This is a genomic window from Bradyrhizobium sp. (assembly GCF_035484855.1).
Taxonomy (GTDB): Bacteria; Pseudomonadota; Alphaproteobacteria; order Rhizobiales; family Xanthobacteraceae; genus Bradyrhizobium.
Genome location: NZ_DATHOP010000210.1, coordinates 18,559 through 43,350 on the forward strand (window position 1 = coordinate 18,559; position 24,792 = coordinate 43,350).

Sequence of the window (24,792 nt, forward strand, 5' to 3'; positions counted from 1 at the left end):
GCGATGGAGGTGAGAGATGGCCGACCCTGCAATTGCGAAACAGCCTAAGAAAAGGCTCGCGGTTTTCTTGGACGGAACATTCAACGCGGTGGACGACAACACCAACGTTTGGCGCCTTAAGTCTGTTTGCGCGGCCAAAGGTGAAGATGGCTCTGAGCAGCTCGTTTACTATGCAAGGGGCGTGAACGGCTTTTGGGGCGGGACAGTCGGGAAGGGATTGGATGACTTAATTCAAGGTGGCTACGAGTGGCTGATCGACCAATACGAAATAGGTGATGACATATTTGTCTTCGGCTTCAGCCGCGGAGCGTATGCTGCTCGAAGCCTTGCTGGACTTATTACAAAATGCGGCCTGCTGAAATCAGGAGGTGCAATGGGTGTGAAACAGCTCTACGCGAGATACCAGCACTCTGAAGCCGACACGATTTGGCAACTGTGGGATAACGGTGACGGCGGCAAGAACACCGAGGAACGGCTTCTTATCAAGTACTCGCAACGCGTCCCCATCAAGGTTGTCGCTGTTTGGGATACCGTCGGTGCGCTAGGCATGCCGTTTGGCAACATACCGGGCGTAAGCCGGTCCAGCTTTGGATGGCTCCATACGGGTCTGAGAGTACCGATAGAAAACGCTTACCACGCAATGGCTATTGATGAGCATAGGCGCGCATTCGCTCCTACACTCTGGACTGTTCGGAAGCCGACAGATCCAAAGGCAATCATTGCCGCTCCCAGAGAGCTCAAAAGCGTCGAACAAAGATGGTTCGTCGGCGCACACGCCAATGTTGGTGGAGGATACCCAAGCGATTTGCTTGCACAGGTTTCTCTGCGGTGGATGATGAAAAAGGCCTCATCCCACGGGTTGGTCTTCAAGAACGATATCGACTTGGACGGCGATTTCTTGAAGGCAGATATTTGTGACTCATACCGTGAGTTCATGTATGGCGCGTATTCAAAACTTTCGTGGCGGTATTACCGTCCAATCGGAGAGGTACCAAGGAAAGATGATGATGGAACGCAGACCAACGTGAATGAAACGATTGATGCCTCTGTGTTCGACCGTTACCGCGCGGACCCAAACTATCGTCCACCTAGTATGGCCGAATGGGCAACTCGATATCAGGTCGATCCCGCCGAACTAAGAGGCTCAGTCAGAGCAAACGAACCAAAGACCGCGGTTCCTGATTAAGGCACAATCGCCGTTGGTCGCGGTCGTTACGGCCAAACTTACTAAACCTAATTACCTCATCTCTCTCACTAACTTCCGCGTTTCCCCCAACAGCGCCCGAATCTGCCGTCGCTCGGCGATCGCATCCCCGGTGAACCGGCCGTGCTTGCGCGCGTTCCGGTTGGCTCGTGGCGCGCCGGATCCCGGGGCGCCGCCGTGCATGCGGCAGCGCTTTTTGCCGTGCACCGCCGGCGAGCGGCACGCGCCGCCGCAACGGGTTTTGGCGCCGCAGCGCGGGCTCGCCAGCATCGGGCCGATATCGTTGACCTGATCGCTCATGCCTGGGCTTCCCGCTCGGCATCAGCGGCATCGCGCCTTCGCCGGGCGCGCACGGCCTTCGGCGCAGGTTGCGCCGCCGAGCCTGCGTTCTTGTCCGACAGGATCACGCGCGCATGCTGCGTGACGTTGCCGACGATGGCCTTGCCGCCTTCGCCCACCGACACGTTCTGCACGGTGATGGCGGGTTCGCCCTGGCTCCGGTAGCGGTTCAGCGCCTCGATCTGGGCGGGAAAGGTGCGGGCAAGCCGGCCCAACGCGCGCGCGGCACTGTCGTGCTGGGCGAGATCGTGCGCTTGCGCCAGGTGATGGGCACATCGCATCGCCATGACATGAACGGAAACCATTTGCGCGACCAGCATGGCCTCGACGGAATCCCGGGGGCGAATGCTCTTCACCATCGAAATCATGAAAGAGAGATTGACCTCGTCGGGCCTCTCGCCGCTCGCGCTGGCCTTCACCAGTTGCCGGAGGATACCGTGCATCGCTTCGCGGTCTGCGACGCCCAATGCGTTCGCCATCAGCCGTTCGCCGATCTGGGGGTCTGGATGGTCGATGGCGAATCCGTGCGGCAGCAGCTTTATTCGCGGGGCGGCGGCAGCGTTCGCCGGATCGGTTGCGGTGATCGTGGTCGGCATGGCGGCGAGGTCAGGAACGGTGTTCATGTCGGGATTTCCTTGGGCCACGGCGCGGCGAGCGCGTGATGGGTCACGCGCGGGCGATCGCCGCGGTTGGGCGGTGCAATTGCAAATGGGGGGCGAGGATGTCGAGCCGCAATCGCAACCGGCGCGCCGCATGGTTGCGGAGCGAGGGGCGTTGACAGGATTGCGGGATGGTGAAGAAATGCCCCTGATTTGCCCGACGTGTCAACTTGCTTTCGAAGCCTCCATGCCGGCCGCCTGCTCCTTTGCATGGGGTTGTTTTCGATATTTTGGGAGCGCATCTTCGCTGGCGGCTGAAGATGCTGAACGCTCGGTAGCGCCGGCCGCTCCGCGAGCGAGATAGGCGCGTCCGATGTCACCGTACAAGGTTATGGTCGATGACAACTACCATTACATGGATGAAAGCGAGCGCTACGAGCACGGAGTGTTTCGGACCGCCGATCAAGCTGTCGCGGCATGCAAACGCATCGTTGATGAATATTTGAAGGATGCATTCAAGCTTGGCATGACCGAACAGGAATTGTACCAAGCCTACACGATGTTCGGCGAGGATCCCTTTATTGTCGCTGTCGGCAACATCGACAACCCGATGCGCTTTTCGGCATGGGATTATGCAAAAGAGCGTTGCAGGGCTTTAACCTCGCCGCGGCAAAGCGAGTAATCTGCTCTGGTCACTCAGGCTATGCGAGGTCCGGCCGTGGGTTATCGCTTAATTTGAGTTTGTCGTTTTCCCCGGGGTGGGACAAGATCGCCGCTCCACGCCGTCCGAACCTTCCGGAGAACTCCATGGTCGCTCAACCCAATTCGCTCGCCGGTCGTGATGTCGCGTCAGTCATTCACCCCTACACCAACCTCGAGCAGCACAAGATCGTCGGTCCGACCGTGATCGCGCGAGGCGAGGGGGTCTATGTCTACGACGACGGCGGCAAGAAATATCTCGAGGGGATGGCCGGCCTCTGGAGCACCTCGCTCGGCTTTTCCGAGAAGCGGCTGGTGGCGGCGGCCGTTCGCCAGATGGAGCAGCTTCCGACCTATCACACCTTCAACGGCCGATCGAACGAGGCGATGATCGAGCTCGCCGCGGCGCTGCTGAAGATCGCGCCGAAGGGGCTCGGCAAGGTCCTGTTTGCGAATTCCGGCTCGGAAGCCAACGACCAGGCGGCCAAGATCGTCTGGTTCTACAACAACGCGATCGGCCGCCCGCGCAAGAAGAAAATCATCAGCCGCGTGCGCGCCTATCACGGCATCACCGTGTTTTCCGGAAGCCTGACGGGACTTGCGCCCAACCACAGTGATTTCGATCTGCCGGTGGGCGGCGTGCTGCGGACCGATTGTCCGAGCCACTACCTCTATGGCCTGCCCGGGGAGAGCGAGCAGGCCTTCGTCGACCGGCTGGTCGGCAATCTCGAAGCGATGATCATCCGCGAAGGACCCGACACCATCGCGGCCTTCATCGCCGAGCCCGTTAACGGGGCGGGCGGTGTGATCGTGCCGCCGCGCGATTACTTTCCCCGCGTGCAGGAGGTGCTGCGCCGCTACGACATCCTGTTCATCGCCGACGAGGTGATCACAGGTTTTGGGCGCACCGGCAACATGTTCGGCTGCGAAACGTTCGGCATCGAGCCCGATATCATGACGGTCGCGAAGGCGCTGTCGTCGGCCTATCTGCCGATCTCGGCGACGGTCATCAGCGAGACGATCGCCGAGGCCATCACGAAGCATTCCGGGAAGCTCGGAAACTTCGCGCACGGCTTCACCTATGCCGGTCACCCGGTGTCCGCGGCGGTCGGGCTCGAGACTCTGAAGATATACGAGGAGCGCGATATCCTCTCCCACGTCAGGCAAGTCGGTCCCTATCTGCAAGGCAAGCTGCAAGCGCTGGCCGCCCATCCGCTCGTCGGCGAAGCGCGCGGCGTCGGACTGATCGGTGCGGTTCAGATCGTCGCGGACAAGGCGAGCCGGACGCCGCTGCCGGCCGCCGCCGGCATCGGCCCGCTGATCCAGCAGAGCGCCATGGATCGCGGGGTTCTGCTTCGCGCCACACCCGATGCGGTTTATGTGTGCCCGCCGCTGATCATCACCAAAGCGGAGATCGACGAGCTGATGGACGCGCTTTCGGGCGCGCTCGACGATGGATATGCGGAAGCCACGCGCCGGGGGCTGGTGGGAGACGAGGTGAAGCAGGCGGTGTGAGGGGTGGGCCATTGCCTGGTGTCGAGAGCTCAACCGATCTTGCGAATCCGAGGTCAGACTCGATCGGATGGATCAAGATAGGTCAGGCGATCCATGACGCCGCCCGCGAGCCCCACCTTGTAGACGGCTTCAGCGAAGCGCCGGTCGTCGGCTATTCGGCTCAGCTTGCTATCGCCCATGCGCTGGGGCAGCAGCATGCAAAGAGGCTCGAGCATTTCGATCTCAAACGGAACGTTGACGCCGGCGGTCATCGAGAACGGCCCAGGGGTGACCAGCCTGGTAGCGATCAATTCTCCGCCGTCCATCGAACTCTCGAGCCCGACGTCGAGCAGCCATACTTTGGAGTTGCGGAGAATATCGGTGGCGATCAGGCCCGCCGCCGCGTGACGTTGTTCGATCAGGAGGATCGCAAACTGCGATGCGCGCATCGCGTCCAGCATCAGCCGCTCGTCGGATTGCGGGTCAAACCTGGCCGACTTCGCGTAGCGGTCGATCGCCCGCGAGCGATCCGCCGGTGCGGTGTAGATAGCAAGGTCGTAGACGTAGTACATCTCGTCCATGTCATCGAGAGTCAGGGTCTTTCCTTGTGCCAACCCGAGCCGACGCGCGTGCTTCAGCAGTGAGTCGCCGGATATGGACTTGAGAACTTCCTGATGAAGTCTCTTGGAGATTTCGCGAAGGCGTAGATACTCGGCAAGGAAACCGTCGCGCGTTGAAGGCATATCGCCGCCCCAAGCCGGGGTCGGCTGCCGTTGGACGAGAGGAAGGGCCATGGAACTTCTCCGAATTGGACCGACAGCTCCTCGCGATCATTAGCGTTGTGTGTTGATTCGCGGAACAGCAATCTCCTGATTTCAACCGGCCGAAGTGAGAGCGGCGGGCGCGCATCGCCATCGATCGTGAGCGTTTTCATTGCGCCAAGCCGTCTCGTCCAGGCTTCTCGACAATGCGCCCCCGGGTCCAGTGTGACACCGCGCACAGAATCTGTCGCTCGAAGTTCGTAGCCTCCACCGTATTGGTCGGCACGAACGACTCCCTCTATCGCGGTCACCAGAATTTCTCTGTTGGCAGGCGATCGACAGAAAGGAACGACAGATGAAGAAGACAGCTCTCATTGTTGCGATGGTTGCCGCACTTGCGGCCGCCGCCGTCAGCGCGCCTGCCGAGGCGCGAGGTTTGCACGTGGGCGCCCGCGCCGGCATCGGTCTCGCCGCCGCTGCCGTTGCCGCCGGTGTGGCGGCGGACGCTTATGCTAACGGGGCCGGCTATGGCTATTACGGCCCTGTGTATTACGGCGCGCCGGTTTACTACGGCGGATGGAATCACGGCTGGCGGCAATACTGGTGATCGATCGCGAGATGGCCCGGCGCAAGCGCTCCGGGCCATCGCTTGCCTGAAAAGAATCTGACGTGCGCTCCTTTTCGTGAGAACCACCCGCGGGAACGTTTGCAATCGGTCGTCCATTGCGGTCGCGTGGCTACTGAAGGCCAATAGAATGATGGTGTTCCTGTTGGAGCGGGCATCATGGTTCCCGCTTCCAGCAAAAATACTCCTCCAGGAACTTCCGCCGCGATCCGTGCGTTCGCTTGGTTAGAAGCGGAGGAAAGATCATGCCGTTCTCTTTGTACTCATATCTCTTGGGCGTTGGAACCGTCGTCGGTGCTTTGGCCTTCGGTTTCGGCGGCGGGGTGTTGTTGACCAATACGGCGATGAAGGAAAATCCCTCGTCACTGACAAAAATGGAGCGGGTCGCGCGATCGGAACCGCAGCCGGCGCCCGCGCAGCAAGTTGCGAGCGCTCCCGAAAATGCCGCTCCGCCAGCGGCGCAGACAACGGCCGTCAATACCGGCCAAGCGCCTGCTGCGCAGACGCCTGCTGTTAACGCCGATCAGCCTCCGGTGGCACAGCCCCCGGTGGCGCAGACTCCGGCCGCTCAGCCTGCCGCGACTCAGCCCGTCGCAACTCCGACGGCTGGTACGGAGCCGACGAAGCCGAATCCGCAGAGGGAAGCTGAACGCGCGAAGGAACCGGGCCCAGTGCAACCGGCCGAACAGGTGAGACAACCGGCCGAGCAAGCCAAGCAAACGGAACCCAGGGAAGACGAGCAGAGGAAGACATCGGAGCGGAAGCCCGAGCGGTCGAAACGGTACGCCGAGCGAAAGCCGAGAGATGCGACCAGCGACACGACCGTTGCCAGAATGAGACCGCGGAGGCTCGAGGTTGTGGAGGACCCCGAGCAGGTCGTACCCGCGCCGCAAGAGCAGCATTTCGATCTGTTCAGGATGCCGGGCTTGTTCGGCCGACCCGACGTCGGGAACGAATGACCGAGACCGGGACATTGTCGAATTCGATCCGAAGCGGCTCCCTCGCTTGACAGCAAAGCCCGGCCAGCCTTCTATGGTCCCCTAAGGAATAAATTACGCATAGCGTAATCTTGGGAGGATCGGATGAGGAAGGGCTTGGCGGTCGCCGCGCTCGCGGCGGCCTGCGCGTTGCAGATTTGTGGCGGCATCCCATTCGCTGGCCGTGCACAAGCCCAGGACACCGCCGCGAACTATCCGTCGTTTCCGATTCGGATCGTCGTTCCCTATCCGGCCGGCTCAATTCCTGACACGCTCGGCCGGTTGATCGGTGAGCAATTGCAGACGCAGTTGGGCAAACCGGTCGTGGTCGAAAATCGCGCGGGCGCAAGCACGCTGCTCGGCGCCAAGGTGGTCGCGAACGCCGAGCCTGACGGCTACACGCTGCTGATTCCGACCGTCACCACGCTCAGCATCGCGCCCCAGCTCAATCCCAAAACCGGCGTCAATCCGATCAACGACTTCACGCCGATCGCACGCCTCGGCGCGACGAACTTTTTTCTGGTGGTGCGGTCGTCATTCCCGGCCAAGACCATGCGCGAGTGGATCGATGAGGTGAAGCGAAATCCCGGCAAGTATCGCTATGCCTCTGCCGGGATCGGCACGCCGCATCACATCTTCATGGAGCTGTTGAAACAGCAGCTCGGCCTCGACATCACCCACGTGCCCTACAAGGGCAGCGTCGAGGCGGTGCCGGATCTGCTCGCCGGGCGGGTCGACATGGCCTTCCTCGACGGCTCGCAGGCGGTTTCTCACATCAAGAGCGGCGAGTTGCAGGCGCTCGGCACCTCGATGGCCAGGCAGACCGACCTGATCGAAGGCGTGCCGCCGATTGCGGCAACCGTGCCGGGCTTCGACTGGTCGGGCTGGATCATGATTGCCGGACCGCACGGCATGCCGAAAGCGGTCGTGGCCCGCATCGCCGCGCAGGTGGCCGACGTTGAGGCCACGCCGCGATTCACCGAAGCCCTGCGCAACGCGCTGATGGAGACGATGTCGCCCTTGTCGCCGGACCAAACCGCGGCCTTCGTGCGCGACGAATACCAGCGCTGGAAGCCGGTGATAAAACTTTCAGGCGCCGTCGAATGATCTCCAAGTTTTCCCGTCAACCAGGATCGATCTCATGAATCATGCAACACGCCGTGTGGTCACCGGCCACGACGACAGCGGCAAGGCGATCATTGAAAGCGACGGGCCAGCGCCCAATGTGAAAGTTCGCGAAGGTGCCGGCTTCGTCTCGACCTTGCTGTGGGTCACCGACGAGACGCCGGCCAATGTCGATCTGCGCATCGACCGGGCCGACCGCACCATCGCGGTGGCGCCGCCACCGAGCGGCACGATCCTGCGCATCGTCGACTTTCCACCGGTTACCTCCGAGGTCGACCGGATGGACGGCAGCGCGCTGCGGCAAGCCATGGGCGTCGATCATGCGGGCTCGGCCGGCGCGCCGAGCCGGCATGCCTACATGCACCGCACCAAGAGCGTCGACTACGGCATCGTGCTGTCCGGCGAGATCGACATGCTGCTGGACGATTCGGAAGTCCATCTCAAGGCCGGCGATATCGTCATCCAGCAGGCCACCAACCACGCCTGGGTCAACCGGTCCTCGGACTTCTGCAGGATCGCGTTCATCCTGATCGATGCCAACGATCCGCTCGCCAAAAAGGGTTGAGCACCACTTGCATCAATAGGCGACAGGCGCCTCCTTCAACAGGAAGTAGAGACATGAAATTCGGAGTTTTCGACCACGTCGATCGCGGCAATTCGAGCCTTGCGGAACTCTATGAAAGCCGGCTCAAGCTTGCCGAGATTTACGACCGCAGCGGCTTCCACGCCTATCATATCGCCGAGCACCATGCGACGCCGCTTGGCATGGCGGCCTCGCCGAGTATCCTGCTGGCAGCCGTCGCCCAGCGCACCAGACGCCTGCGCTTTGGGCCGCTGGTCTACATCCTCAGCGTGACCCATCCTTTGCGGGTTCTCGAGGAAATCTGCATGCTCGACCAGATGAGCAACGGCCGCCTCGAACTCGGCGTCGGCCGCGGCGCCTCGCCTTACGAGATCGGCTATTTCGGGGTGGATGCGCAGCGCTCGTCGAAGGTTTACACCGAGGCCTATCAGATCATCCTGCAGGGCCTGCAGTCCCGCGAAATCAATTTCGAGGGCGAGGTGTTCCAGTTGAAGAACGTGCCGGTCGCCATGGAATGCGTGCAAAAACCCCATCCCCCGATCTGGTACGGCATGTCCCATCCCAACGCGGTGCCATGGGCCGCGCAAAACAGCATCAACATCGTCTGCAATGGGCCGTCCACGCCGATCCGCGCGATCACCGATCGCTATCGGCAGGAATGGCAGCAGGTCAATGGCGCGAGCGGCGCCAAATTGCCGATGATGGGGCTCGGCCGCCATCTGATGATCGGCGAGACCAGCAAGGAGGCGTACGAAATTGGCAAGCGCGCCTTTGGCGTCTGGTACGGCAATTTGATGCTGCTGTGGCGCAAGCACGGCAATCCGCTGGCGAGCTATCCGATCCCGGAGGATTTTGCGGCCGCCGTGAAGGCCGGCATCGTCGTCGTCGGCACGCCGGAGGAGGTGTGCGAAGGTCTCAAGCGCGAAATCGGCATCTCCGGCGTCAACTACGTGCTGACGCGGTTTGCGTTCGGCGATCTCACGCACGAGGAGTCGGTTCATTCGCTCGCGCTGTTCACGGCGAAAGTGATGCCCGAATTCACCGCCGAGCCGGCCTATGCCTGACGCCGATACGACAGATCGTACGGCCTCCCCTCAGGGCATCGACGCGGTCGAGGTCGCCGGCACGATCCTGCAAGCCCTGCTCAGATGCGAGCGGCCGGCGCGGCTGAAGGATATCGAGACCGCGACCGGAATTGCCTCGGCCAAGCTCCACCGCTATCTGGTCAGCATGATCCGCTGCGGCCTGGTCCGGCGCAACGGCGGCCGCTATGATTTCGGCCTGCTGGCGTACCAGGTCGGTCAGGTCGTGACCCGCGACAATGACGTGGTGTCGCAGATCGAGGCGCGGCTTGCCCAGTTCAGCCGGGAGATCGGCGAGGTGGTCGGCGTCGCCCAATGGGTCGGCAACGGCATCACCTTCGTCAACTGGTTCGAATCCAGCCCGGAATTCTCCATCCGCCTGAAGCCGGGCATCCAACTCGGCATCACGACGTCGGCGACCGCGAAGCTGTTGGCCGCCTATCTTCCGCGCGAGATCACCGAGCCGCTGGTGCGAAGCGAGTTGGCGGAGCGCCAAATGCCGGTCGCCGAACAGGTCGAACGCGTCTACAGCGAATATGCGAAAATACGCGCGCGGGGAATCGCGAACTCGCTGGGCGCCCGCCGCAGCGGTCTCAACGCGCTGTCGGTGCCGATTTTCGCCTCCGACGGGCAGGTCGTCGTCGCCGTGACCGCGCTCGGCATGGCGCCGCGCTTCCACGCCGAAATGACCGGCGCAGTCGCTACCCGGATGTTGGCACTGAGCCAAGAACTCTCGGCGCAAATGGGATTTCCGGTGCGCAGGAAATAGCGCCGACTGTGGCCGTCGCCCGCACCGATCACTGTTTTGTCAAATGACAAGACGAAGGGGCGCGCGGGATAGTTGCGATGCGGGCTGTCCATCGATCCTGCCGCCAATCGAGGATGGGTACATTGACACCGAGAGCGCTGGTCATGATCGGTTGTCTCGCCACTCTCGCGCCAGCCTTTGCGCAGGAGAATCTCACGACCGCCCCGTTACGGCTTTCGCTGCTCGTTACCAGCGACCTGCTCGGCGACCAGTGCCGCCGCATCGACACGCCGGATGCACCTCCGCTCGCGCCCTTGTCCTTGCACCGGACCTTCCACGATGATTTCGACGAACATCCGCTGTCGAGCGGAAAATGGGAGACGCATTACACCGGCAGGGTTGAGTTGCCGGAAGCGGACTATGCGGGGGGAGAAGGATCGGAACTCGAGCGCAAGTCCAAATACAACGGCGAACAGCAGATCTATGTCGATCCGCGCTACAGAGGAATGGCGTCAACTCCGCTCGGGCTCGATCCATTCATCGTTCGCAACGGAATTCTCTCGATCGTCGCCAGCCGGACGCCGCCCACGCTCAAAGCGCTGTTGTTCAACAATGAATATGTGTCGGGCATCCTGACCACCCAGAAATCGTTTTCGCAGAAATACGGATATTTCGAGATCCGCGCCAAGATTCCACTGGGCGTCGGCGTGTGGCCGGCGTTCTGGCTGCTCGCCAATGACGGCGGCTGGCCGCCGGAAATCGATGCGATGGAAGGCCGCGGGCAACGGCCCGGCGACATCGTGATGACGACGCATTGGCGGGTTCCGGTCACCGGCTTCGTGCAAGACTGCGGCATGGATTTTTCGGTCGCGAACGCCTGGATGGACTTCCACGATTACGGTGCGCTGTGGCAGCGGGATCGCGTGGTCTACTATATCGATCGCAAACCGGTGCTGGATATCAAGGCTCCGGCCGGATTCGGTGACCCGATGTACATGATCGTGAACCTGGCGATGGGCGCCAAGCGTTTTGGCGGCGTAGGATTCGTCGACGCCAAATCTCCTGATGTGGTGGAATTCCAGATCGACCGGGTTTCGGCTTATCAAATCGATTCATACTAGTTATTGTCGGCGCCTGCAGCGCCGTGGCCAGGAAGCCAGCCTGACGGGAGAACTCGATGTTCGGAAAATTCTCGCGTCGGGCGTTTGCGAAGCTCGCGGGGTCTGCCGCGCTTGGAATGGCGGCGACGCGGGCGAAGTCGGAGGAGGGCGGACCAAAAGCTTTGCCCGACCGCCATGCGCCGGCCAGTTTTCCGGACGGCTTTCTGTGGGGCACGGCGACCTCGGCCTACCAGATCGAGGGCGCGGTCGCCGAAGACGGCCGCGGCCGTTCGATCTGGGACACCTTCGCCCACACGCCGGGCAGGATCGCCGATCACAGCACGGCCGATCGCGCCAACGATCACTATCACCTCTACAAGGAAGACGTCGGCCTGGTAAAAGAGCTCGGCGTCAAGGCCTATCGCTTTTCGATCGCATGGCCGCGGGTGTTTCCCGAAGGCAGCGGGGCGCCCAACCCCAAGGGCCTCGATTTCTACGATCGCCTGATTGACGAGCTGCTGCGCAACGGCATCGAGCCCTATGCGACGCTGTATCATTGGGACTTGCCGCAATCGCTGCAGGATCGCGTCGGCGGCTGGCAATCCAGCGAAACCTCCAAAGCGTTCGGAGACTACGCCGGTTACGTCGCGGAGCGGCTCACCGATCGGGTGAAGAATATCTTCACGGTCAACGAACCCGGAAGGTTCGTGAATTTCGGTTATGGCTGGAACATCGATGCTCCCGGCCTCAAGCTACCGCTGCGCGAACTGAACCAGGTCCACCATTACGTTGCGTTGGGCCACGGGCTCGCCGTGCAGGCGATCCGGGCGCGGGGACGCGCGGGCACCAGGGTCGGTCCGGCCGAGAACATCGCGGCCTGCGTACCGGCAATCGATACGCCGAAAAACATCCGCGCCGCCGAGATCGCGACGCGCGAATTGAACGCAGGCTTTCTCGGCGTGATCCTGGAGGGCAAGTACACCGAGGGATTTCTCGCCTATTCCGGCAAGGATGCCCCGACCTTCACCGCCGAGGAGCTGAAGATCATCTCCTCCCCGATCGATTTCGTCGGCCTCAACATCTACGCGCCGCAATTTTACGTGGTCGCGTCCGACCATGCGCCGGGATTTTCCGTGCTGCCGTTTCCGGCTTCGTTTCCGCACATGAATTCCGAGTGGCTGCGGGTCGGCCCCGAGACGATTTATTGGGTACCGCGACTGGCGGCAAAAATCTGGAACATCGATACCATCTACATCAGCGAGAACGGCACGTCGTCCACCGATGTGCCGGCCGCCGACGGCAAGGTCAGCGACCTCGATCGCATCATGTATCTGCGCAACTATCTGACGCAGCTGCAGCGCGCCACCTCCGAGGGCGTGCCGGTCCGCGGCTATTTCCTGTGGAGCCTGATGGACAATTTCGAGTGGATATTCGGATTTGAAAAACGCTTCGGCCTGTACCACGTGGATTTCGACACGGAAATCCGCACGCCGAAGCTCAGCGTCTCATTCTATCGCGATGTCGTCGCCCGGAACGCGATAGGCGTATAGAGGGGATTTCAGCGCCATCGCAGGGCGGCGAATCCCTCCTGTCGCGACGGATCCTGCGCCGCCGTTCGCGGTCGCGGCAACGGAAGTACCCGAGGCGCGATCGCGGCCTGATCGTAGTGCGGCTTCCGGATCATCGGCGGCGCCGATCTGGCATGGCTCGCCTTTTCGACCCGTTTTTCCGGCGCGATGTCGGCGAACGCGTTGAGGTCGCCGTCGCCGTAGGCCCGCAGGCATACCGCCGCGCTCGAGGCCTGGGTGGAAGACGGGCCGAAATCGGCCGACGGAGTGCTCTCAACCGCGGTTGGCATGGCGATGTTTGCGACGACCGTCTCGCCGGATGAGCCTGAACCTTGCGGCTTCGCAGACGATGCGCTGTCGCCCTTGGTCTCCGTTGGCCCAGCTTGGCCGACGGTGGCGATCCCGGGCGATACGCGCATGGCGACGTCGATATGGTTGGCCGGATCGACCGATGCCGCCGACATCTGCATGAACAGCAAATAGCCTGCGACGGTCAAAGCCGAACCTCCGGCGAAGGCGAACGCCCCGGAGGCCAGCCTCTGAATCCTGGCGGCGATGGCGTATCTGAATGTCTGATCCTGCTCCTGGCGTGCGAGGTCCAGCAGGTCGTCGTAGACCGCGCGCTGCTCGGCATCGCTGAGGATTTCGTTGGCGCGGACGATTTCCCGGAATCTCCGCGCCGCGTCCGGATCGCCGGGCCTGATGTCGGGGTGGGCGCCCTTGACGGCCCTGCGGAACGCGGCCCTGAGAGCTTCGGCGTCGTCGTCCGGAAGCGCCCCGAGCAAATCGTAAAGCGTCTGCATCGTCGCTCTCGCTGCGAGATTCGTCCCCCGTCCGAAATTCCCGCCGCGAATTTACGCTGGAGCACGCATACAAATTGAACTCAACTGGCTGTGGATATTGTTGATCCAGTGCGGCGGAAAAATGTCGCCCCGAGCCACAAACCGGCACGGTCTATGGCGCCGGTAAGGCGCAGTTGGGATGCGCATGTGCGTCCAGGAACCTGCTGGGCAAGCTGCCTCGTCGCGACAGGTCAACTTGCAAAAAAGACATCTGGTCATCGAGAGACAATTCTTGAAAACACCACCACAGCGTGTTTAGCTCCGAAGCGATATTCCCGCAAAGTAATGACTGCAAATCGGCGGCTCGATTGGCTCGGTGTGATGCGGCCGCCGGCGTTAACCGTGGATTTGGCTTGAATTTCAAAACATTGGGAGAAGCACAATGGTAGGTCGTACGCCGGAGCGCCGCGTTGATTTGCATAGCCGACTCGCGCGCAAGGGGCCCCGCAAGCTGCTCGCGATTGACGGAGGGGGTATCCGCGGCGTGCTCTCGCTGCAAATCCTGGCCGAAATCGAGAAATTGCTGATCGCGGAAAGCGGGCGGCCGGACTACCGGCTCGCCGACTATTTCGACTATGTGGCCGGCACCAGCACCGGCGGAATCATCGCCGCCGGAATCTCGATCGGGATGTCGGTGAAGGATATCCTCGGCTTCTATCTCAACCACGGCAAGGAGATGTTCGACAAGGCCAGCATCATTCGCCGGCTGAAGTATCAGTACAAGAGCGAGCCGCTTGCCCTGCAGCTCCAGGAGGTGTTTGGCGCGGCGACCCCGCTCGGCGCGCCCGAGATCGAAACCCTGCTGCTTCTGGTGATGCGCAACGCCACCACCGACTCGCCCTGGCCGATCTCGAACAATCCGTTCGCCAAGTACAACAACGCGGCTTATAAAGCCGCCAGCAACCTGAATTTCCCGCTGTGGCAGCTGGTCCGTGCCAGCACGGCGGCGCCGACCTATTTCCCGCCGGAGGTGATCGACTGCGGCGGCAAGTCCTTCATCTTCGTCGATGGCGGCGTCACCATGTACAATAATCCGACGTTTCAGATGTTCCTGATGGCGACCGTCGATCGCTATTGGATCGACGCGCCGCCCGAAAGTCGCGGCTGGAAAACCGGCGTTGACGACATGCTGATCGTGTCGGTCGGCACCGGGACCAGCGCCGGCGAAAACTACAGCCTGAAGCCGGACGAGATGAACCTGCTGTTCAACGCCACCACGATTCCCTCGGCGCTGATGTATGCGGCGCTGAACGAACAGGATTTCCTCTGCCGGGTGTTTGGCGATTGCGTTTGCGGTCCGCTGCTCGACCGCGAAATCGACACCATGATGCCGTCGCGCGGGCCGCTCGACAACAAGCTGTTCCGCTTCGTCCGCTACAACGCGGAACTCACGCCCGAAGGCCTCAAGGCGCTCGGCTGCGACGACATCGAGCCGGCCAGCGTCCAGAAGATGGACTCGATCGATGCGCTCGATAGCCTGCAAAGGGTTGGAAAAGCCGCGGCGCAACGGGTGAAGGCCGAGCACTTCAATCTCGCAACGTTCAAGCCGTGACGGGCCATCGCCGTCAGCCCCAGAGCTTGCGCGTATCCAGCCAGTAGATCTTTTCGGTCTTGCGGCCGGCTTCTTCCATGAAGTGACGCGTTCCGCCGGGACCGTCGCCGCCCTGGCCGTTCCAGAGGCAGATGAAGACGATCTTTTCCGGTCCAAAGCGCGCAGCGGCGTCCAGCATCCACAGATTGTTGTGCTCGTAAGGATTGTCGCTGGCCGGCACAGGACCAAGCTCGACCGGCAGTATGCGCAGTGTAGCGCGCGATTTCGCCGCCAGGTAACGCTCGTGCCAATCGGCGCCGGCAAAATCAACGGACTCTGCAAGGAAGGTCGGTTCGTCGAACGCGATGTAGAGTTCGAGTCTCATTCCGCGCGCGAGGCAGGCTTCCGCAAAAATCAGGTCGCCGCCGCATGCGCCGCCGCAAATCGCCAGATCGCCGGCTTCCGCGCCGGCTTTCGTGAGCGTTGCCTCGATCGCGGCTTTGGCAACGTCCTCCTTGTCCGCCGGGAAACGCGGCTCCTTGCGTCCGGGGGCATCGATCATGTGCCCGCTGAAGAGGAAGACTTGGCGCGGAGGCGCATTTTCGTTCGACATGGGGCACCTTGAGGGTCTCGCTTCGAGCCAGTCTGATCCCATTTTGGTCCAGCGGCTACCCGTTCGGCAGGATCGCGTGGCGCGGGCGGCGGGGAAAACCCGCCCGCACCACGCCATTTGTCTGATAATGAATCAGGGTCGGCCCTGTTCCATCCCGGCGGTGCGGGTCATGCCGATTCCGGCGTGCTTTGCAGATGCGGAAATTATTGATGTTGTCTCAACTGTCGAATTGCATTCGTCGTTGCATGATCGGTCGCGCCGATCGACGTACGTGTCGGCGGGCGCCATGACTGATTTCCACGGCGTCTTTCCCTATCTGGTCTCGCCCGTCGATGCGTCGGGGCAAACCCGCGATGACGTGCTCGGCCGTCTGTGCGAGGATCTCATCGGCGCGGGCGTGCACGGGTTGACGCCGCTCGGCTCGACCGGCGAGTTCGCCTACCTCAGCAACGCGCAGCGCACTGCCGTGGTGCGCACCACGATCGAGGCCGCGAAAGGTCGAGTACCGGTGGTGGCCGGCGTCGCCTCGACCTCGACGCTGGATGCGGTCGCGCAGGCCAGGGCCTACCAGAAGCTCGGCGCCGATGGGATTCTCGCCATTCTCGAAGCCTATTTTCCGCTGGCCGACGCGCAAATCGAGGCCTATTTCCGCGCCATCGCGGATGCGGTCGATATTCCCGTGGTGATCTACACCAATCCGAATTTTCAGCGCTCCGACCTGACGCTGGAGGTGATCGCGCGGCTCGCCAGCCATCCGCGCATCCAATACATCAAGGATGCCTCCACCAATACCGGGCGGCTGTTGTCGATCATCAACCGCTGCGGCGACGCCATCCGCGTGTTTTCGGCCTCCGCGCACATCCCGGCCGCGGTGATGCTGATCGGCGGGGTTGGGTGGATGGCAGGGCCGGCCTGCCTCATTCCACGGCAGAGCGTGGAGCTCTACGATCTCTGCAAGGCCGCGCGCTGGGACGACGCGCTTGTGCTGCAACGAAAACTGTGGCGGCTGAACGAGGCGTTTGCGCGCTACAATCTCGCGGCCTGCATCAAGGCAGGCCTTGCAATCCAGGGCTATGACGTCGGCGATCCCATCGCCCCGCAGCCGGCGCTCTCGCCGGAAGAGCGCAGGGTGGTCGCGATGGTGCTGCGGGAAATTGTGTAACCCGCGACTATGTGTTCAATGGCCTCGTGCTCACCTGTTCGGAACGGTGTCAGACATAGTGTTTCGACCTTGCGATGGTCGCGGCCTCGAGGGCCTTGGTGTAGGCGTCGTCCAGACGGGCCTTTTTTTGCAGCAATTTGGGCGATGCTTTGGGTCCGGGCACCTTAATGCGCGTACGCGAGTCGACAAATGCTCTGAGGTTGGCGCCACTGGCGCTCCCCAGGTTCTTGACGATGGGCTTGCCGCCGAAGTTCTGCAATTGCTGAATTTCGGCGGTCTCGGGATTGGTCCAGCTAATGTAACCACCGTCGAGAATCTGCCTTGGCGCCGTGAGCGCGCCCGTGAAACTGTATCTCGTCCCCGGCAGCGGATAGGGCTCATAGAAGTGAGGTGTAATGAAATCTGAAACGGCTATGCCGCTAATCTGGTAACTGAAAACATCGGCCTCACATGGGTCACACGCCTCGACCAAATATTCGAATTGGCCGGTGCCATCGACGATTTTATTATCTGCGATTGCGATGGCGGTGGAAGTCTGCAGCCGATTTCCGGAAGGATCGATCAGCATTTCAAGCGTCTCGTGGCTAGCGTCCAGGGTCCACTCATTGCTCCCCGGCGTGCCGATCACTTTCGCGTATGGCTGATTGTTCTGGGTGAAATGGAATCCACCTTCGGTCGGAGGCAACGTCTTGACGATCTGCACCGGCCACACGCCTTGCGGAATCTTTGTGTGGTCTGGGAGATAGGCAACGCTGGCGCTTACACTCCAAAACTGCGGAAGGTCTCTGGTGACCTGAATGTTGATTGCCGCGGCGGCAGCCACCATCACTTCCGGGTCAACTTTTCCGGTCGTATCGGTAATACCTATTTTGATCTGAAGCATATCTTCCCCCGTTTCACTGGCGCAGTACGATCGATTTGCAATACATCAAGCTACATCCGAGAAGTGCGGTGAGCAAGCCGTGCAACCTGTCTCAGCGGTTCTAATTCCAGTCACCATTCGCAAAACGCGGGTTGGCCCGGCGCTTGCCTTTCGGCTAGAACGCAGTGACCAAACAAAAGACTCGAAGGACAAACTGATGAATATTCTTCCCGGCAACCTGCGTTTCGGAGCGGGCCAGCCCGTCAAGCGGCTAGAGGACCAGAGACTTCTCACCGGCAAGGGGCAATTCATCGACGACAAGCCGGACGACGGCGCGCTGTGGCTGCATGTGCTGCGCTCGCCGCATGCGCATGCGAAAATCATGTTGATCGACACTAAACCCGCCTCCGGGATGCCGGGCGTTAGCGCTGTTTACACCGGCGCCGATCTGATCGCCGACGACATCGGCACGCTGCCGACGCTGCTGGTCTTCATGCGCCCCGACGGCAAGCCGATGACGGTGCCGCCGCGGCGGCTGCTCGCCCACGAAATCGTGCGCTTTGCCGGCGAGCCGGTCGCAGCCGTGGTGGCGACATCGCGGGTCGCGGCGCAGACCGCGGCGGAAGCGATCGCCGTTGAATACGAAGTCTTGCCATCGGTGGTCGATCCGATCGAGGCCACCAAACCAGGCGCGCCCGCGGTGTGGGCGGAAGCCCCCGACAATATCCTCGCCGCCATGAGCTATGGCGATGCCGCGGCCGTCGAGGCCGCGTTCGCCGACGCGGCGCATAAGGTATCGCTCGATCTGGTCAGCCAACGGCTGGCGCCCTCCGCCATGGAGCCGCGCTCGAGTATTGCCGAGGTCGACAAGAAGTCCGGCCGGCTGATCCTGCATACGCAGTCGCAGACCCCGGGCTCGACCCGCGATCTGCTCGCCGAAGCCGTGCTGAAGCGGCCGAAGGAAAGCGTCCGCGTGCTGGTCGGCGATATCGGCGGCGGTTTTGGGCAAAAGACCAGCCTCTATCCGGAAGACGGCTTGGTGGCCTATGCCGCGACCAAACTGAACCGCAAGGTGCGCTGGCGCGGCGACCGCACCGATGAATTCGTCGGCGGCACCCATGGCCGCGATCTGACATCGACCGGCGAATTCGCGCTCGACGCCAAGGGCCGCGTGCTGGCCTATCGGGTGCGCTCGGTCGGCGGCACCGGCGCCTATGTCTCGGGAGCCGGCACCGTCATTCCATTGGTGCTCGGGCCGTTCGTGCAGTCGGGCGTCTACGACCTGCCGCTGGTGCATTACGAGGTCAAGGCGGTGATGACCAATACCGCGCCGGTCGGCGCCTATCGCGGCGCGGGCCGCCCCGAGGGCGTGTTCATCGTCGAGCGGCTGATGGACGCCGCCGCACGGCAGCTCGGCATGGATCCGCGCGCGATCCGGAAAGTGAACTACATCAAGCCCGCGCAACTGCCCTACACCAACGCCGTCGGCCAGGTCTATGACAGCGGTGCTTTCGCGCACATGATGGAGCGCGCCGCAAAGCTCGCGGACTGGGACGGTTTTGGCGCACGCAAGAAGGCGGCGAAAAAGAAGGGCCTGCTCTACGGCCGCGGGCTGACCAGCTACATCGAATGGACCGGTGGCCGCGTGCATACTGAAACCGTCAGCCTGCACGCCACGGCCGAGGGCCGCGTCGTCCTGCATTCGGGCACCATGGCGATGGGCCAGGGGCTGCAGACCACCTACACCCAGATGATCTCGCAATCGCTCGGCATCCCCATGGACAGGATCGACGTCGTGCAGGGCGATACCGATCTCGCCATCGGCTTCGGCAGCGTCGGCTCGCGTTCGCTGTTCGTCGGCGGCACCGCAGCCGTGGTATCCGCCAACGATTTGATCGCGAAGGCGCGCGAGAAAGCCTCCCACATGCTGGAGGCTTCCGTGGAGGACATCGAATATCGCGACGGTTTTCTCACCGTGGTCGGCACTGACAAGCGGATCAACCTGTTCGAAATCGCCAGGGCGGAGAAGGGCGCGCGGCTTTCCGTCGACTCGACCGGCGAAGTCGACGGCCCGAGCTGGCCCAACGGCACCCATATCTGCGAAGTCGAGATCGATCCCGAGACCGGCGTCACGCGGGTGGTGCGCTATACCACGGTCGACGATGTCGGCGTCGCCGTCAATCCGATGCTGGTGACCGGACAGGTGCATGGCGGCGTCGCGCAGGGCATCGGGCAGGCGCTGTTCGAAGGCGTGGCCTACGACGCCGAGGGACAATTGCTGACCGCGAGCTATCAGGACTACTGCCTTCCGCGCGCCGACGACATTCCGCCGATCGCGGTCACGCTCGATGGCAGCGCGCCGTGCCGCACCAATCCGCTGGGCGCCAAGGGCTGTGGCGAATCCGGCGCCATCGGCGGCCCGCCCTGCATCGCCAATGGCGTGATGGACGCACTCGCCGAACTCGGCATCAAGACGCTGCACACGCCGCTGACGCCGCAAAAGGTCTGGCAGGCGATCAGGGACGCGAAGGCGGCGGGGGTGTAATACCCTCCGTCATTCCGGGGCGATGCGGAGCATCGAACCCGGAATCTCGAGATTCCGGGTTCGCGCCGACGCGCGCCCCGGAATGACGATGTAATTGCAATATCGTTCTGCTAGCTTGCGGCAGATTTCAATGGAGAGCCTTCGATGCGCAGATTTTTCACCGTGCTGGCGGCACTGGCGAGTTTGAGCCTGACCAATTGCGGCTACAACGCGATCCAGACCAATGACGAGCAGGTCAAGTCGGCCTGGTCGGAGGTGCTGAACCAGTATCAGCGCCGCGCCGACCTCGTGCCCAACCTGGTCAATTCGGTGAAGGGTTTTGCGCAGCAGGAAAAGGACGTGCTGCTCGGCGTCACCAATGCGCGCGCCAAGGTCGGCAGCATCCAGGCCACCCCGGAGCTCGTCAACGATCCCGCAGCATTCCAGAAATTCCAGGCCGCCCAGGGCGAATTGAGCAGCGCGCTGTCGCGATTGCTTGTGGTCACCGAAAACTACCCGCAACTCAAATCGGACGCGTTGTTTCACGATTTGATGTCGCAGCTGGAGGGTACCGAAAACCGCATCACGGTGGCGCGCAACCGCTATATCAAGGCGGTGCAGGACTACAATGTCGGCATCCGAACCTTCCCGAACAACCTGACGGCGATGGTGTTCGGCTACAAGGAAAAGGCCAACTTCACGGTCGACAACGAGAAGGAAATCTCGACCGCGCCGAAGGTGGACTTCAATCCGGCGCCGGCCAGGTAGTTCGACAACCGGATCGGCCGAGATGAACGCTGCAAGAGCCGCCATGCTTGCGCTGCTGATGGGCTGGACCCTTCCGGCGTTCGCCGACGTCGCGGTGCCGCCGCTCACGGGCCGCGTGGTCGACCTGACAGGGACCCTGTCGAGCGACGACATCGCTACGCAGTCGCAACGGCTGAAGGACCTGCAAACGCGCAAGGGCAGCCAGGTTGCGGTGCTGATCGTGCCGACGACCCAGCCGGAGACCATCGAGCAGTATTCGATCCGGGTTGCGGAGGCCTGGAAGATCGGGCGCAAGAAGATCGACGACGGCGCACTGCTGGTGATTGCCAAGGACGACCACAAGCTTCGCATCGAGGTCGGCTACGGCCTCGAAGGCGCGCTCACCGACGTTACCTCAAGACGCATCATCGACGAGGTGATCGCACCGAGGTTCAAGAGCGGCGATTTTGCCGGCGGAATTGCCGCCGGGCTAACGCGGATCATCGGCGTGATCGATGGCGAGCCGCTGCCGGCACCCGCGCCGGAGGCGTCGCACGGCGGGGATTTCGACAACTGGATCGGCTTTTTCAATCCGCTCAATCCGTTCTTTATCTTCGGCGCCTTCGCCGTCGGGGGCATCCTGCGCCACACGCTTGGCAGGTTGATCGGTTCGGTCGCAACCGGCGGCGTGATCGGTGGGCTCGCCTGGTATCTCCTGGGATCGACCGTGCTTGCGGTCCTCATCGGCGGGGGTATTTCCGTGCTGACCTTCTTTGTCGACGTCCTCACCGCGGCGAACCAGAATTATCAGCGCAGCAGCGCCAGAGGCGGCGGCTGGTCGGGCGGCTCCTCTTCCGGAGGCGGCTGGAGCAGCGGCGGCAGCAGTTCGAGCAGCAGCGATAGCGGTTTCTCGGGCGGGGGCGGCAGTTTCGGCGGCGGCGGCGCGTCTGGAAGCTGGTAGAATCTGGAGCTGGCAGGGATGGATATCAGGCGGATCGGCAGGCATCTGATCGAGCACCACTGGCGGGTGCGGCGGATCTTTACGCCGGAGGTGCTCGACCACATCGAGCAGGCGATCAAGGCCGGCGAGGCCACCCATTCCGGCCAGGTGCGTTTCGTGGTCGAAGGCGCGCTCGACGGCGCGCCGCTGTTCCACGACCAGTCGGCGCGCGAGCGCGCGCTGGATATTTTCGCGCATCTGCGGATCTGGGACACCGCTCATAACAACGGTGTGCTGATCTATCTCTTGCTCGCCGACCGCAAGGTCGAGATCGTCGCCGACCGCGGCATCGACGCAAACGTCGGCCGCGAGCGCTGGCAGAAAATCTGCGCCGGGATGGAAGCCGACTTCAAGGCGGGCAACTTCGAAACGGGTGTCATCAAGGGGATCGCGGCAGTGTCGCGCCAGCTGGCGGCGTATTTTCCCAAGCAGGGTGCAGGGCCGAATGAACTGCCGGATAGGCCGGTGGTGATGTAGCACCAACCACCGCCGTCATCCTGAGGTGCGAGCCTCTTCGGCGAGCCTCGAAGGATGATTAAGGTGCTCTGCGTCTCATCCTTCGAGGCGCGCAAGAGCGCGCACCTCAGGATGACGGCGGAGTTTGTTGCCGCCTACGCTTTCACCGACGGCCTCGCGCCAACCCGCGCGAACCACGCCGCGATATTCGTATTTGCCGGGTCCAGCGGCTGGCCGACCTGGTTGCCGAAATCGATCCAGCAATAGAGCAGGATGTCCGCCAGCGTGAAGCGCTTGCCGCACAGATGCGCGTTGCCCGCCATCTGCCCGTCCAGCCATTGCAGGCGGTTGGCCGCGATCTTCTTCAGGCCGGGTGAGGCTTCCGGCACGACCGTAATCCGCTTTTCAAAAAATTTCGCGCCCTCGCCGAAGCGATAGCCGTTGGCGAGCGGCTCGGCGATATTGAGGTCGACCCGCCGGGTCCACATCCGGCATTCGGCGCGCTCTTCCGGCGTCGATCCGATCATCGCGGGCGCAGGCGTCTTCTCCTCGAGATATTCGCAGATCGCGGTGATCTCCGACAGATAGCTGCCGTCGTCGAGCTCGAGCGTCGGCATCTGACCATGCGGATTGCGCTTGAGATGTGCGTCTTGCCGGTTCTCGCCGCCGCGCAGGTCGACGGTCTGCCTGGGCATTTCGATGCCCTTTTCCGCCATGAACATGCGGACAATGCGTGGGTTGGGCCCGATCGAATCGTAGAGTTTCATTGGTTTCCCCCAATCATGATTTCGGCATCCTAGAGCATGATCCGGAAAAGTGGGAACCGGTTTTCCGAAAAGATCATGCTCGAACAAAAAGATAGAGCGGGATGACTACTCGAAGAAAAGTCATCCCGGTCTTGGCGATGCTTTGAGCAGACCGTCGGGTCATTTGTCAAACCCGACGGAATGACGCCATGAATCAAGCGTCGTCGAGCTTGTTGAGGTCGCGTACCGATTGCATGATCGGCTCGAAATTCTGCCGCGCATCGAGCGCGTCGAACAGCTGGGCTGTGTCCGACAGCAACCCGTGCGAGCGCGCGATGGCGATGCGGACGTCTTCCTGCGGCGTGTCGGACAGCCGGCCATGGCCCGACAGCAGGATTTTGGAATTCAGGCCCTTCAGCCGCTCCAGCGACTGGATGTAGTCGGAGATGCTGCCCGAGCCGAACACCCCGCCCATCACCCCGCCGGGCATCAGCGTGTCGGCCGCGAACAGCAGTCCCTGTTCCTGGTCGAACAGGGTGATGCAGGCCGAGGTATGGCCCGGCGTGTACATCACGTTGAGACGGAAATTGCCGAGGTCGAGCAGATTGCCCTCCTCCAGCCAGATATCGACGTTGATCGGCACGTTCGGCTCGTTGAACATCTTGCGCAGCATGGAAAAATCGTCGCGCAGCATGATCTTGTTGGCGGCGAGCCGGTGCGCCGCGATGATGGTACGGCCGCCGAAATGCCAGGCGGCGCCGATGTGGTCGAGATGCTCGTGGCTGAGGATCACCATGTCGATTTTTTCAGGCGGGCAGTCGATATGCTGCAGGCATTCGCGCAATGCCGGGAAATTGGACGACAGCCCGACGTCGATCATGACGGTGCGGGACTTGCCGCGCACCACATAAGCGTTGGCGGCGCGGTTCTTGAAACGGACCTGGTAGACGTCCTTCGCCGCCTCGATCAACGAACAGATGTCGTTGTTCAGCAGGACCGGAAACGGGCTCGGTTTGCGGTCGCTCATGGGTTGGCCGCCCGGAAGGTGACGGCGTTGGAGGCGCGTAAGCGCTTCGATAGCGCGTCCATGATCATCAGCGCGAACGCCGGCTGCTGGCTGACCAGATAGACGAAGCGGGCATGATTGATGCGCATCACGCGGGTGTTCGCTGTGCCTGCGATCGCGGTCGCCGAACGCGACGAGCCGTCGATCACGGCCATCTCGCCGAAGAATTCGCCCTTGCCGAGCGTGACGATCACGGTCTTGCTGGCACCACTGACCTTGGCGATCTCGACCAGGCCGTCGAGCACCACGAACAGCTCGCGCCCGCTCGAGCCTTCCTCGAAAATGACGTCGCCGACATCAAATTCATTGATGCATTTTTCGATGGCCATGGGGTGCCCG

Annotated in this window: 26 protein-coding genes; 17 read left to right on the plus strand and 9 right to left on the minus strand. The window is 62.2% G+C overall.

Annotated elements, in window-relative coordinates; genetic code table 11:
* Nucleotides 1-16: 16 nt before the first annotated feature.
* Nucleotides 17-1,186 carry a DUF2235 domain-containing protein gene (locus tag VK804_RS24045; protein WP_325374874.1) on the plus strand — a complete coding sequence of 390 codons (1,170 nt, stop codon included), beginning with the start codon at nucleotides 17-19 and terminating at the stop codon, nucleotides 1,184-1,186.
* A 51-nt stretch (nucleotides 1,187-1,237) separates the two neighbouring features.
* On the opposite strand, the gene VK804_RS24050 is transcribed toward VK804_RS24045, so the two are convergent.
* On the minus strand, nucleotides 1,238-1,504 hold the full coding sequence (locus tag VK804_RS24050) for an HGGxSTG domain-containing protein (RefSeq protein ID WP_325374876.1): 267 nt from the start codon (nucleotides 1,502-1,504) through the stop codon (nucleotides 1,238-1,240).
* On the minus strand, nucleotides 1,501-2,166 hold the full coding sequence (locus VK804_RS24055) for a hypothetical protein (RefSeq protein WP_325374878.1): 666 nt from the start codon (nucleotides 2,164-2,166) through the stop codon (nucleotides 1,501-1,503). Before VK804_RS24055 ends, VK804_RS24050 begins: the two co-directional genes overlap by 4 nt.
* Before the next feature lie 349 nt (nucleotides 2,167-2,515).
* Between VK804_RS24055 and VK804_RS24060 the strand changes: the two genes are divergently transcribed.
* Nucleotides 2,516-2,824: a hypothetical protein gene (locus VK804_RS24060; protein WP_325374880.1), complete on the plus strand. Its 309-nt coding sequence runs from the start codon at nucleotides 2,516-2,518 to the stop codon at nucleotides 2,822-2,824.
* Between the two features lie 125 nt (nucleotides 2,825-2,949).
* On the plus strand, nucleotides 2,950-4,356 hold the full coding sequence (locus VK804_RS24065; RefSeq protein WP_325374882.1) for an aspartate aminotransferase family protein: 1,407 nt from the start codon (nucleotides 2,950-2,952) through the stop codon (nucleotides 4,354-4,356).
* Between the two features lie 53 nt (nucleotides 4,357-4,409).
* Here the strand turns inward: VK804_RS24065 and VK804_RS24070 are convergent, their stop codons facing one another.
* Nucleotides 4,410-5,129 carry a hypothetical protein gene (locus VK804_RS24070; RefSeq protein WP_325374884.1) on the minus strand — a complete coding sequence of 240 codons (720 nt, stop codon included), beginning with the start codon at nucleotides 5,127-5,129 and terminating at the stop codon, nucleotides 4,410-4,412.
* 322 nt (nucleotides 5,130-5,451) lie between these two features.
* Here VK804_RS24070 and VK804_RS24075 point away from each other — a divergent pair, with 322 nt between their 5' ends.
* From VK804_RS24075 to VK804_RS24110, 8 genes are all read left to right on the plus strand, one after another.
* A complete protein-coding gene (locus VK804_RS24075; protein WP_325374886.1) occupies nucleotides 5,452-5,703 on the plus strand; it encodes a hypothetical protein in 252 nt (83 codons plus the stop codon).
* A gap of 263 nt (nucleotides 5,704-5,966) precedes the next feature.
* Nucleotides 5,967-6,680 (plus strand): hypothetical protein, encoded by a 714-nt coding sequence (locus VK804_RS24080; RefSeq protein ID WP_325374888.1) that lies wholly within the window; start codon nucleotides 5,967-5,969, stop codon nucleotides 6,678-6,680.
* A 123-nt stretch (nucleotides 6,681-6,803) separates the two neighbouring features.
* Nucleotides 6,804-7,805 carry a tripartite tricarboxylate transporter substrate binding protein gene (locus VK804_RS24085; protein ID WP_325374890.1) on the plus strand — a complete coding sequence of 334 codons (1,002 nt, stop codon included), beginning with the start codon at nucleotides 6,804-6,806 and terminating at the stop codon, nucleotides 7,803-7,805.
* Between the two features lie 34 nt (nucleotides 7,806-7,839).
* On the plus strand, nucleotides 7,840-8,388 hold the full coding sequence (locus VK804_RS24090) for a cupin domain-containing protein (RefSeq protein ID WP_325374892.1): 549 nt from the start codon (nucleotides 7,840-7,842) through the stop codon (nucleotides 8,386-8,388).
* 53 nt (nucleotides 8,389-8,441) lie between these two features.
* Nucleotides 8,442-9,470: an LLM class flavin-dependent oxidoreductase gene (locus VK804_RS24095; RefSeq protein ID WP_325374894.1), complete on the plus strand. Its 1,029-nt coding sequence runs from the start codon at nucleotides 8,442-8,444 to the stop codon at nucleotides 9,468-9,470.
* On the plus strand, nucleotides 9,463-10,257 hold the full coding sequence (locus tag VK804_RS24100) for an IclR family transcriptional regulator (protein WP_325374896.1): 795 nt from the start codon (nucleotides 9,463-9,465) through the stop codon (nucleotides 10,255-10,257). The genes VK804_RS24095 and VK804_RS24100 overlap by 8 nt, the downstream gene beginning before the upstream one ends.
* Before the next feature lie 143 nt (nucleotides 10,258-10,400).
* A complete protein-coding gene (locus VK804_RS24105) occupies nucleotides 10,401-11,357 on the plus strand; it encodes a glycoside hydrolase family 16 protein (protein ID WP_325374898.1) in 957 nt (318 codons plus the stop codon).
* Nucleotides 11,358-11,413: 56 nt separating this feature from the next.
* Nucleotides 11,414-12,886, plus strand: a complete 1,473-nt coding sequence (locus tag VK804_RS24110) for a GH1 family beta-glucosidase (RefSeq protein ID WP_325374900.1) — start codon at nucleotides 11,414-11,416, stop codon at nucleotides 12,884-12,886.
* Between the two features lie 8 nt (nucleotides 12,887-12,894).
* Here VK804_RS24110 and VK804_RS24115 read toward each other — a convergent pair whose 3' ends face one another.
* Nucleotides 12,895-13,707 carry a J domain-containing protein gene (locus tag VK804_RS24115; protein ID WP_325374902.1) on the minus strand — a complete coding sequence of 271 codons (813 nt, stop codon included), beginning with the start codon at nucleotides 13,705-13,707 and terminating at the stop codon, nucleotides 12,895-12,897.
* A 421-nt stretch (nucleotides 13,708-14,128) separates the two neighbouring features.
* On the opposite strand from VK804_RS24115, the gene VK804_RS24120 reads away from it, so the two are divergent.
* Nucleotides 14,129-15,298 carry a patatin-like phospholipase family protein gene (locus VK804_RS24120; RefSeq protein ID WP_325374903.1) on the plus strand — a complete coding sequence of 390 codons (1,170 nt, stop codon included), beginning with the start codon at nucleotides 14,129-14,131 and terminating at the stop codon, nucleotides 15,296-15,298.
* A 13-nt stretch (nucleotides 15,299-15,311) separates the two neighbouring features.
* Here VK804_RS24120 and VK804_RS24125 read toward each other — a convergent pair whose 3' ends face one another.
* On the minus strand, nucleotides 15,312-15,839 hold the full coding sequence (locus VK804_RS24125; RefSeq protein ID WP_325374905.1) for a hypothetical protein: 528 nt from the start codon (nucleotides 15,837-15,839) through the stop codon (nucleotides 15,312-15,314).
* Between the two features lie 337 nt (nucleotides 15,840-16,176).
* On the opposite strand from VK804_RS24125, the gene VK804_RS24130 reads away from it, so the two are divergent.
* Nucleotides 16,177-17,052, plus strand: a complete 876-nt coding sequence (locus tag VK804_RS24130; protein WP_325374907.1) for a dihydrodipicolinate synthase family protein — start codon at nucleotides 16,177-16,179, stop codon at nucleotides 17,050-17,052.
* Between the two features lie 49 nt (nucleotides 17,053-17,101).
* Here the strand turns inward: VK804_RS24130 and VK804_RS24135 are convergent, their stop codons facing one another.
* Nucleotides 17,102-17,935: a hypothetical protein gene (locus VK804_RS24135; protein ID WP_325374909.1), complete on the minus strand. Its 834-nt coding sequence runs from the start codon at nucleotides 17,933-17,935 to the stop codon at nucleotides 17,102-17,104.
* A gap of 196 nt (nucleotides 17,936-18,131) precedes the next feature.
* On the opposite strand from VK804_RS24135, the gene VK804_RS24140 reads away from it, so the two are divergent.
* From VK804_RS24140 to VK804_RS24155, 4 genes are all read left to right on the plus strand, one after another.
* Complete coding sequence (locus VK804_RS24140; RefSeq protein WP_325374911.1) at nucleotides 18,132-20,459, plus strand: xanthine dehydrogenase family protein molybdopterin-binding subunit; 2,328 nt, start codon at nucleotides 18,132-18,134, stop codon at nucleotides 20,457-20,459.
* Nucleotides 20,460-20,603: 144 nt separating this feature from the next.
* Nucleotides 20,604-21,206, plus strand: coding sequence for a LemA family protein (locus VK804_RS24145; RefSeq protein ID WP_325374913.1), 603 nt, complete (start codon nucleotides 20,604-20,606; stop codon nucleotides 21,204-21,206).
* A gap of 22 nt (nucleotides 21,207-21,228) precedes the next feature.
* Nucleotides 21,229-22,146, plus strand: coding sequence for a YgcG family protein (locus VK804_RS24150; protein WP_325374915.1), 918 nt, complete (start codon nucleotides 21,229-21,231; stop codon nucleotides 22,144-22,146).
* 18 nt (nucleotides 22,147-22,164) lie between these two features.
* Nucleotides 22,165-22,662, plus strand: coding sequence for a TPM domain-containing protein (locus VK804_RS24155; protein WP_325374917.1), 498 nt, complete (start codon nucleotides 22,165-22,167; stop codon nucleotides 22,660-22,662).
* 134 nt (nucleotides 22,663-22,796) lie between these two features.
* On the opposite strand, the gene VK804_RS24160 is transcribed toward VK804_RS24155, so the two are convergent.
* The 3 genes from VK804_RS24160 to VK804_RS24170 all read right to left on the minus strand — a co-directional run bounded on the left by VK804_RS24160 (nucleotide 22,797) and on the right by VK804_RS24170 (nucleotide 24,782).
* Nucleotides 22,797-23,408: a glutathione S-transferase family protein gene (locus VK804_RS24160; RefSeq protein ID WP_325374919.1), complete on the minus strand. Its 612-nt coding sequence runs from the start codon at nucleotides 23,406-23,408 to the stop codon at nucleotides 22,797-22,799.
* Nucleotides 23,409-23,601: 193 nt separating this feature from the next.
* Complete coding sequence (locus tag VK804_RS24165; protein WP_325374921.1) at nucleotides 23,602-24,414, minus strand: MBL fold metallo-hydrolase; 813 nt, start codon at nucleotides 24,412-24,414, stop codon at nucleotides 23,602-23,604.
* Complete coding sequence (locus tag VK804_RS24170; protein ID WP_325374924.1) at nucleotides 24,411-24,782, minus strand: cyclic nucleotide-binding domain-containing protein; 372 nt, start codon at nucleotides 24,780-24,782, stop codon at nucleotides 24,411-24,413. Before VK804_RS24170 ends, VK804_RS24165 begins: the two co-directional genes overlap by 4 nt.
* Nucleotides 24,783-24,792 lie beyond the last annotated feature (10 nt).

What these genes read in the sequence shown, in the direction of transcription:
- VK804_RS24135 (WP_325374909.1), bottom strand. Translation starts at nt 17,935, where the DNA reads ATGCTTCAGATCAAAATAGGTATTACCGATACGACCGGAAAAGTTGAC.
- VK804_RS24115 (WP_325374902.1), bottom strand. Translation starts at nt 13,707, where the DNA reads ATGCAGACGCTTTACGATTTGCTCGGGGCGCTTCCGGACGACGACGCC.
- VK804_RS24075 (WP_325374886.1), top strand. Translation starts at nt 5,452, where the DNA reads ATGAAGAAGACAGCTCTCATTGTTGCGATGGTTGCCGCACTTGCGGCC.
- VK804_RS24095 (WP_325374894.1), top strand. Translation starts at nt 8,442, where the DNA reads ATGAAATTCGGAGTTTTCGACCACGTCGATCGCGGCAATTCGAGCCTT.
- VK804_RS24080 (WP_325374888.1), top strand. Translation starts at nt 5,967, where the DNA reads ATGCCGTTCTCTTTGTACTCATATCTCTTGGGCGTTGGAACCGTCGTC.
- VK804_RS24155 (WP_325374917.1), top strand. Translation starts at nt 22,165, where the DNA reads ATGGATATCAGGCGGATCGGCAGGCATCTGATCGAGCACCACTGGCGG.
- VK804_RS24105 (WP_325374898.1), top strand. Translation starts at nt 10,401, where the DNA reads ATGATCGGTTGTCTCGCCACTCTCGCGCCAGCCTTTGCGCAGGAGAAT.
- VK804_RS24125 (WP_325374905.1), bottom strand. Translation starts at nt 15,839, where the DNA reads ATGATCGATGCCCCCGGACGCAAGGAGCCGCGTTTCCCGGCGGACAAG.
- VK804_RS24090 (WP_325374892.1), top strand. Translation starts at nt 7,840, where the DNA reads ATGAATCATGCAACACGCCGTGTGGTCACCGGCCACGACGACAGCGGC.
- VK804_RS24055 (WP_325374878.1), bottom strand. Translation starts at nt 2,166, where the DNA reads ATGAACACCGTTCCTGACCTCGCCGCCATGCCGACCACGATCACCGCA.
- VK804_RS24140 (WP_325374911.1), top strand. Translation starts at nt 18,132, where the DNA reads ATGAATATTCTTCCCGGCAACCTGCGTTTCGGAGCGGGCCAGCCCGTC.
- VK804_RS24100 (WP_325374896.1), top strand. Translation starts at nt 9,463, where the DNA reads ATGCCTGACGCCGATACGACAGATCGTACGGCCTCCCCTCAGGGCATC.
- VK804_RS24145 (WP_325374913.1), top strand. Translation starts at nt 20,604, where the DNA reads ATGCGCAGATTTTTCACCGTGCTGGCGGCACTGGCGAGTTTGAGCCTG.
- VK804_RS24065 (WP_325374882.1), top strand. Translation starts at nt 2,950, where the DNA reads ATGGTCGCTCAACCCAATTCGCTCGCCGGTCGTGATGTCGCGTCAGTC.
- VK804_RS24120 (WP_325374903.1), top strand. Translation starts at nt 14,129, where the DNA reads ATGGTAGGTCGTACGCCGGAGCGCCGCGTTGATTTGCATAGCCGACTC.
- VK804_RS24160 (WP_325374919.1), bottom strand. Translation starts at nt 23,408, where the DNA reads ATGAAACTCTACGATTCGATCGGGCCCAACCCACGCATTGTCCGCATG.
- VK804_RS24130 (WP_325374907.1), top strand. Translation starts at nt 16,177, where the DNA reads ATGACTGATTTCCACGGCGTCTTTCCCTATCTGGTCTCGCCCGTCGAT.
- VK804_RS24150 (WP_325374915.1), top strand. Translation starts at nt 21,229, where the DNA reads ATGAACGCTGCAAGAGCCGCCATGCTTGCGCTGCTGATGGGCTGGACC.
- VK804_RS24110 (WP_325374900.1), top strand. Translation starts at nt 11,414, where the DNA reads ATGTTCGGAAAATTCTCGCGTCGGGCGTTTGCGAAGCTCGCGGGGTCT.
- VK804_RS24085 (WP_325374890.1), top strand. Translation starts at nt 6,804, where the DNA reads ATGAGGAAGGGCTTGGCGGTCGCCGCGCTCGCGGCGGCCTGCGCGTTG.
- VK804_RS24170 (WP_325374924.1), bottom strand. Translation starts at nt 24,782, where the DNA reads ATGGCCATCGAAAAATGCATCAATGAATTTGATGTCGGCGACGTCATT.
- VK804_RS24165 (WP_325374921.1), bottom strand. Translation starts at nt 24,414, where the DNA reads ATGAGCGACCGCAAACCGAGCCCGTTTCCGGTCCTGCTGAACAACGAC.
- VK804_RS24050 (WP_325374876.1), bottom strand. Translation starts at nt 1,504, where the DNA reads ATGAGCGATCAGGTCAACGATATCGGCCCGATGCTGGCGAGCCCGCGC.
- VK804_RS24045 (WP_325374874.1), top strand. Translation starts at nt 17, where the DNA reads ATGGCCGACCCTGCAATTGCGAAACAGCCTAAGAAAAGGCTCGCGGTT.
- VK804_RS24070 (WP_325374884.1), bottom strand. Translation starts at nt 5,129, where the DNA reads ATGGCCCTTCCTCTCGTCCAACGGCAGCCGACCCCGGCTTGGGGCGGC.
- VK804_RS24060 (WP_325374880.1), top strand. Translation starts at nt 2,516, where the DNA reads ATGTCACCGTACAAGGTTATGGTCGATGACAACTACCATTACATGGAT.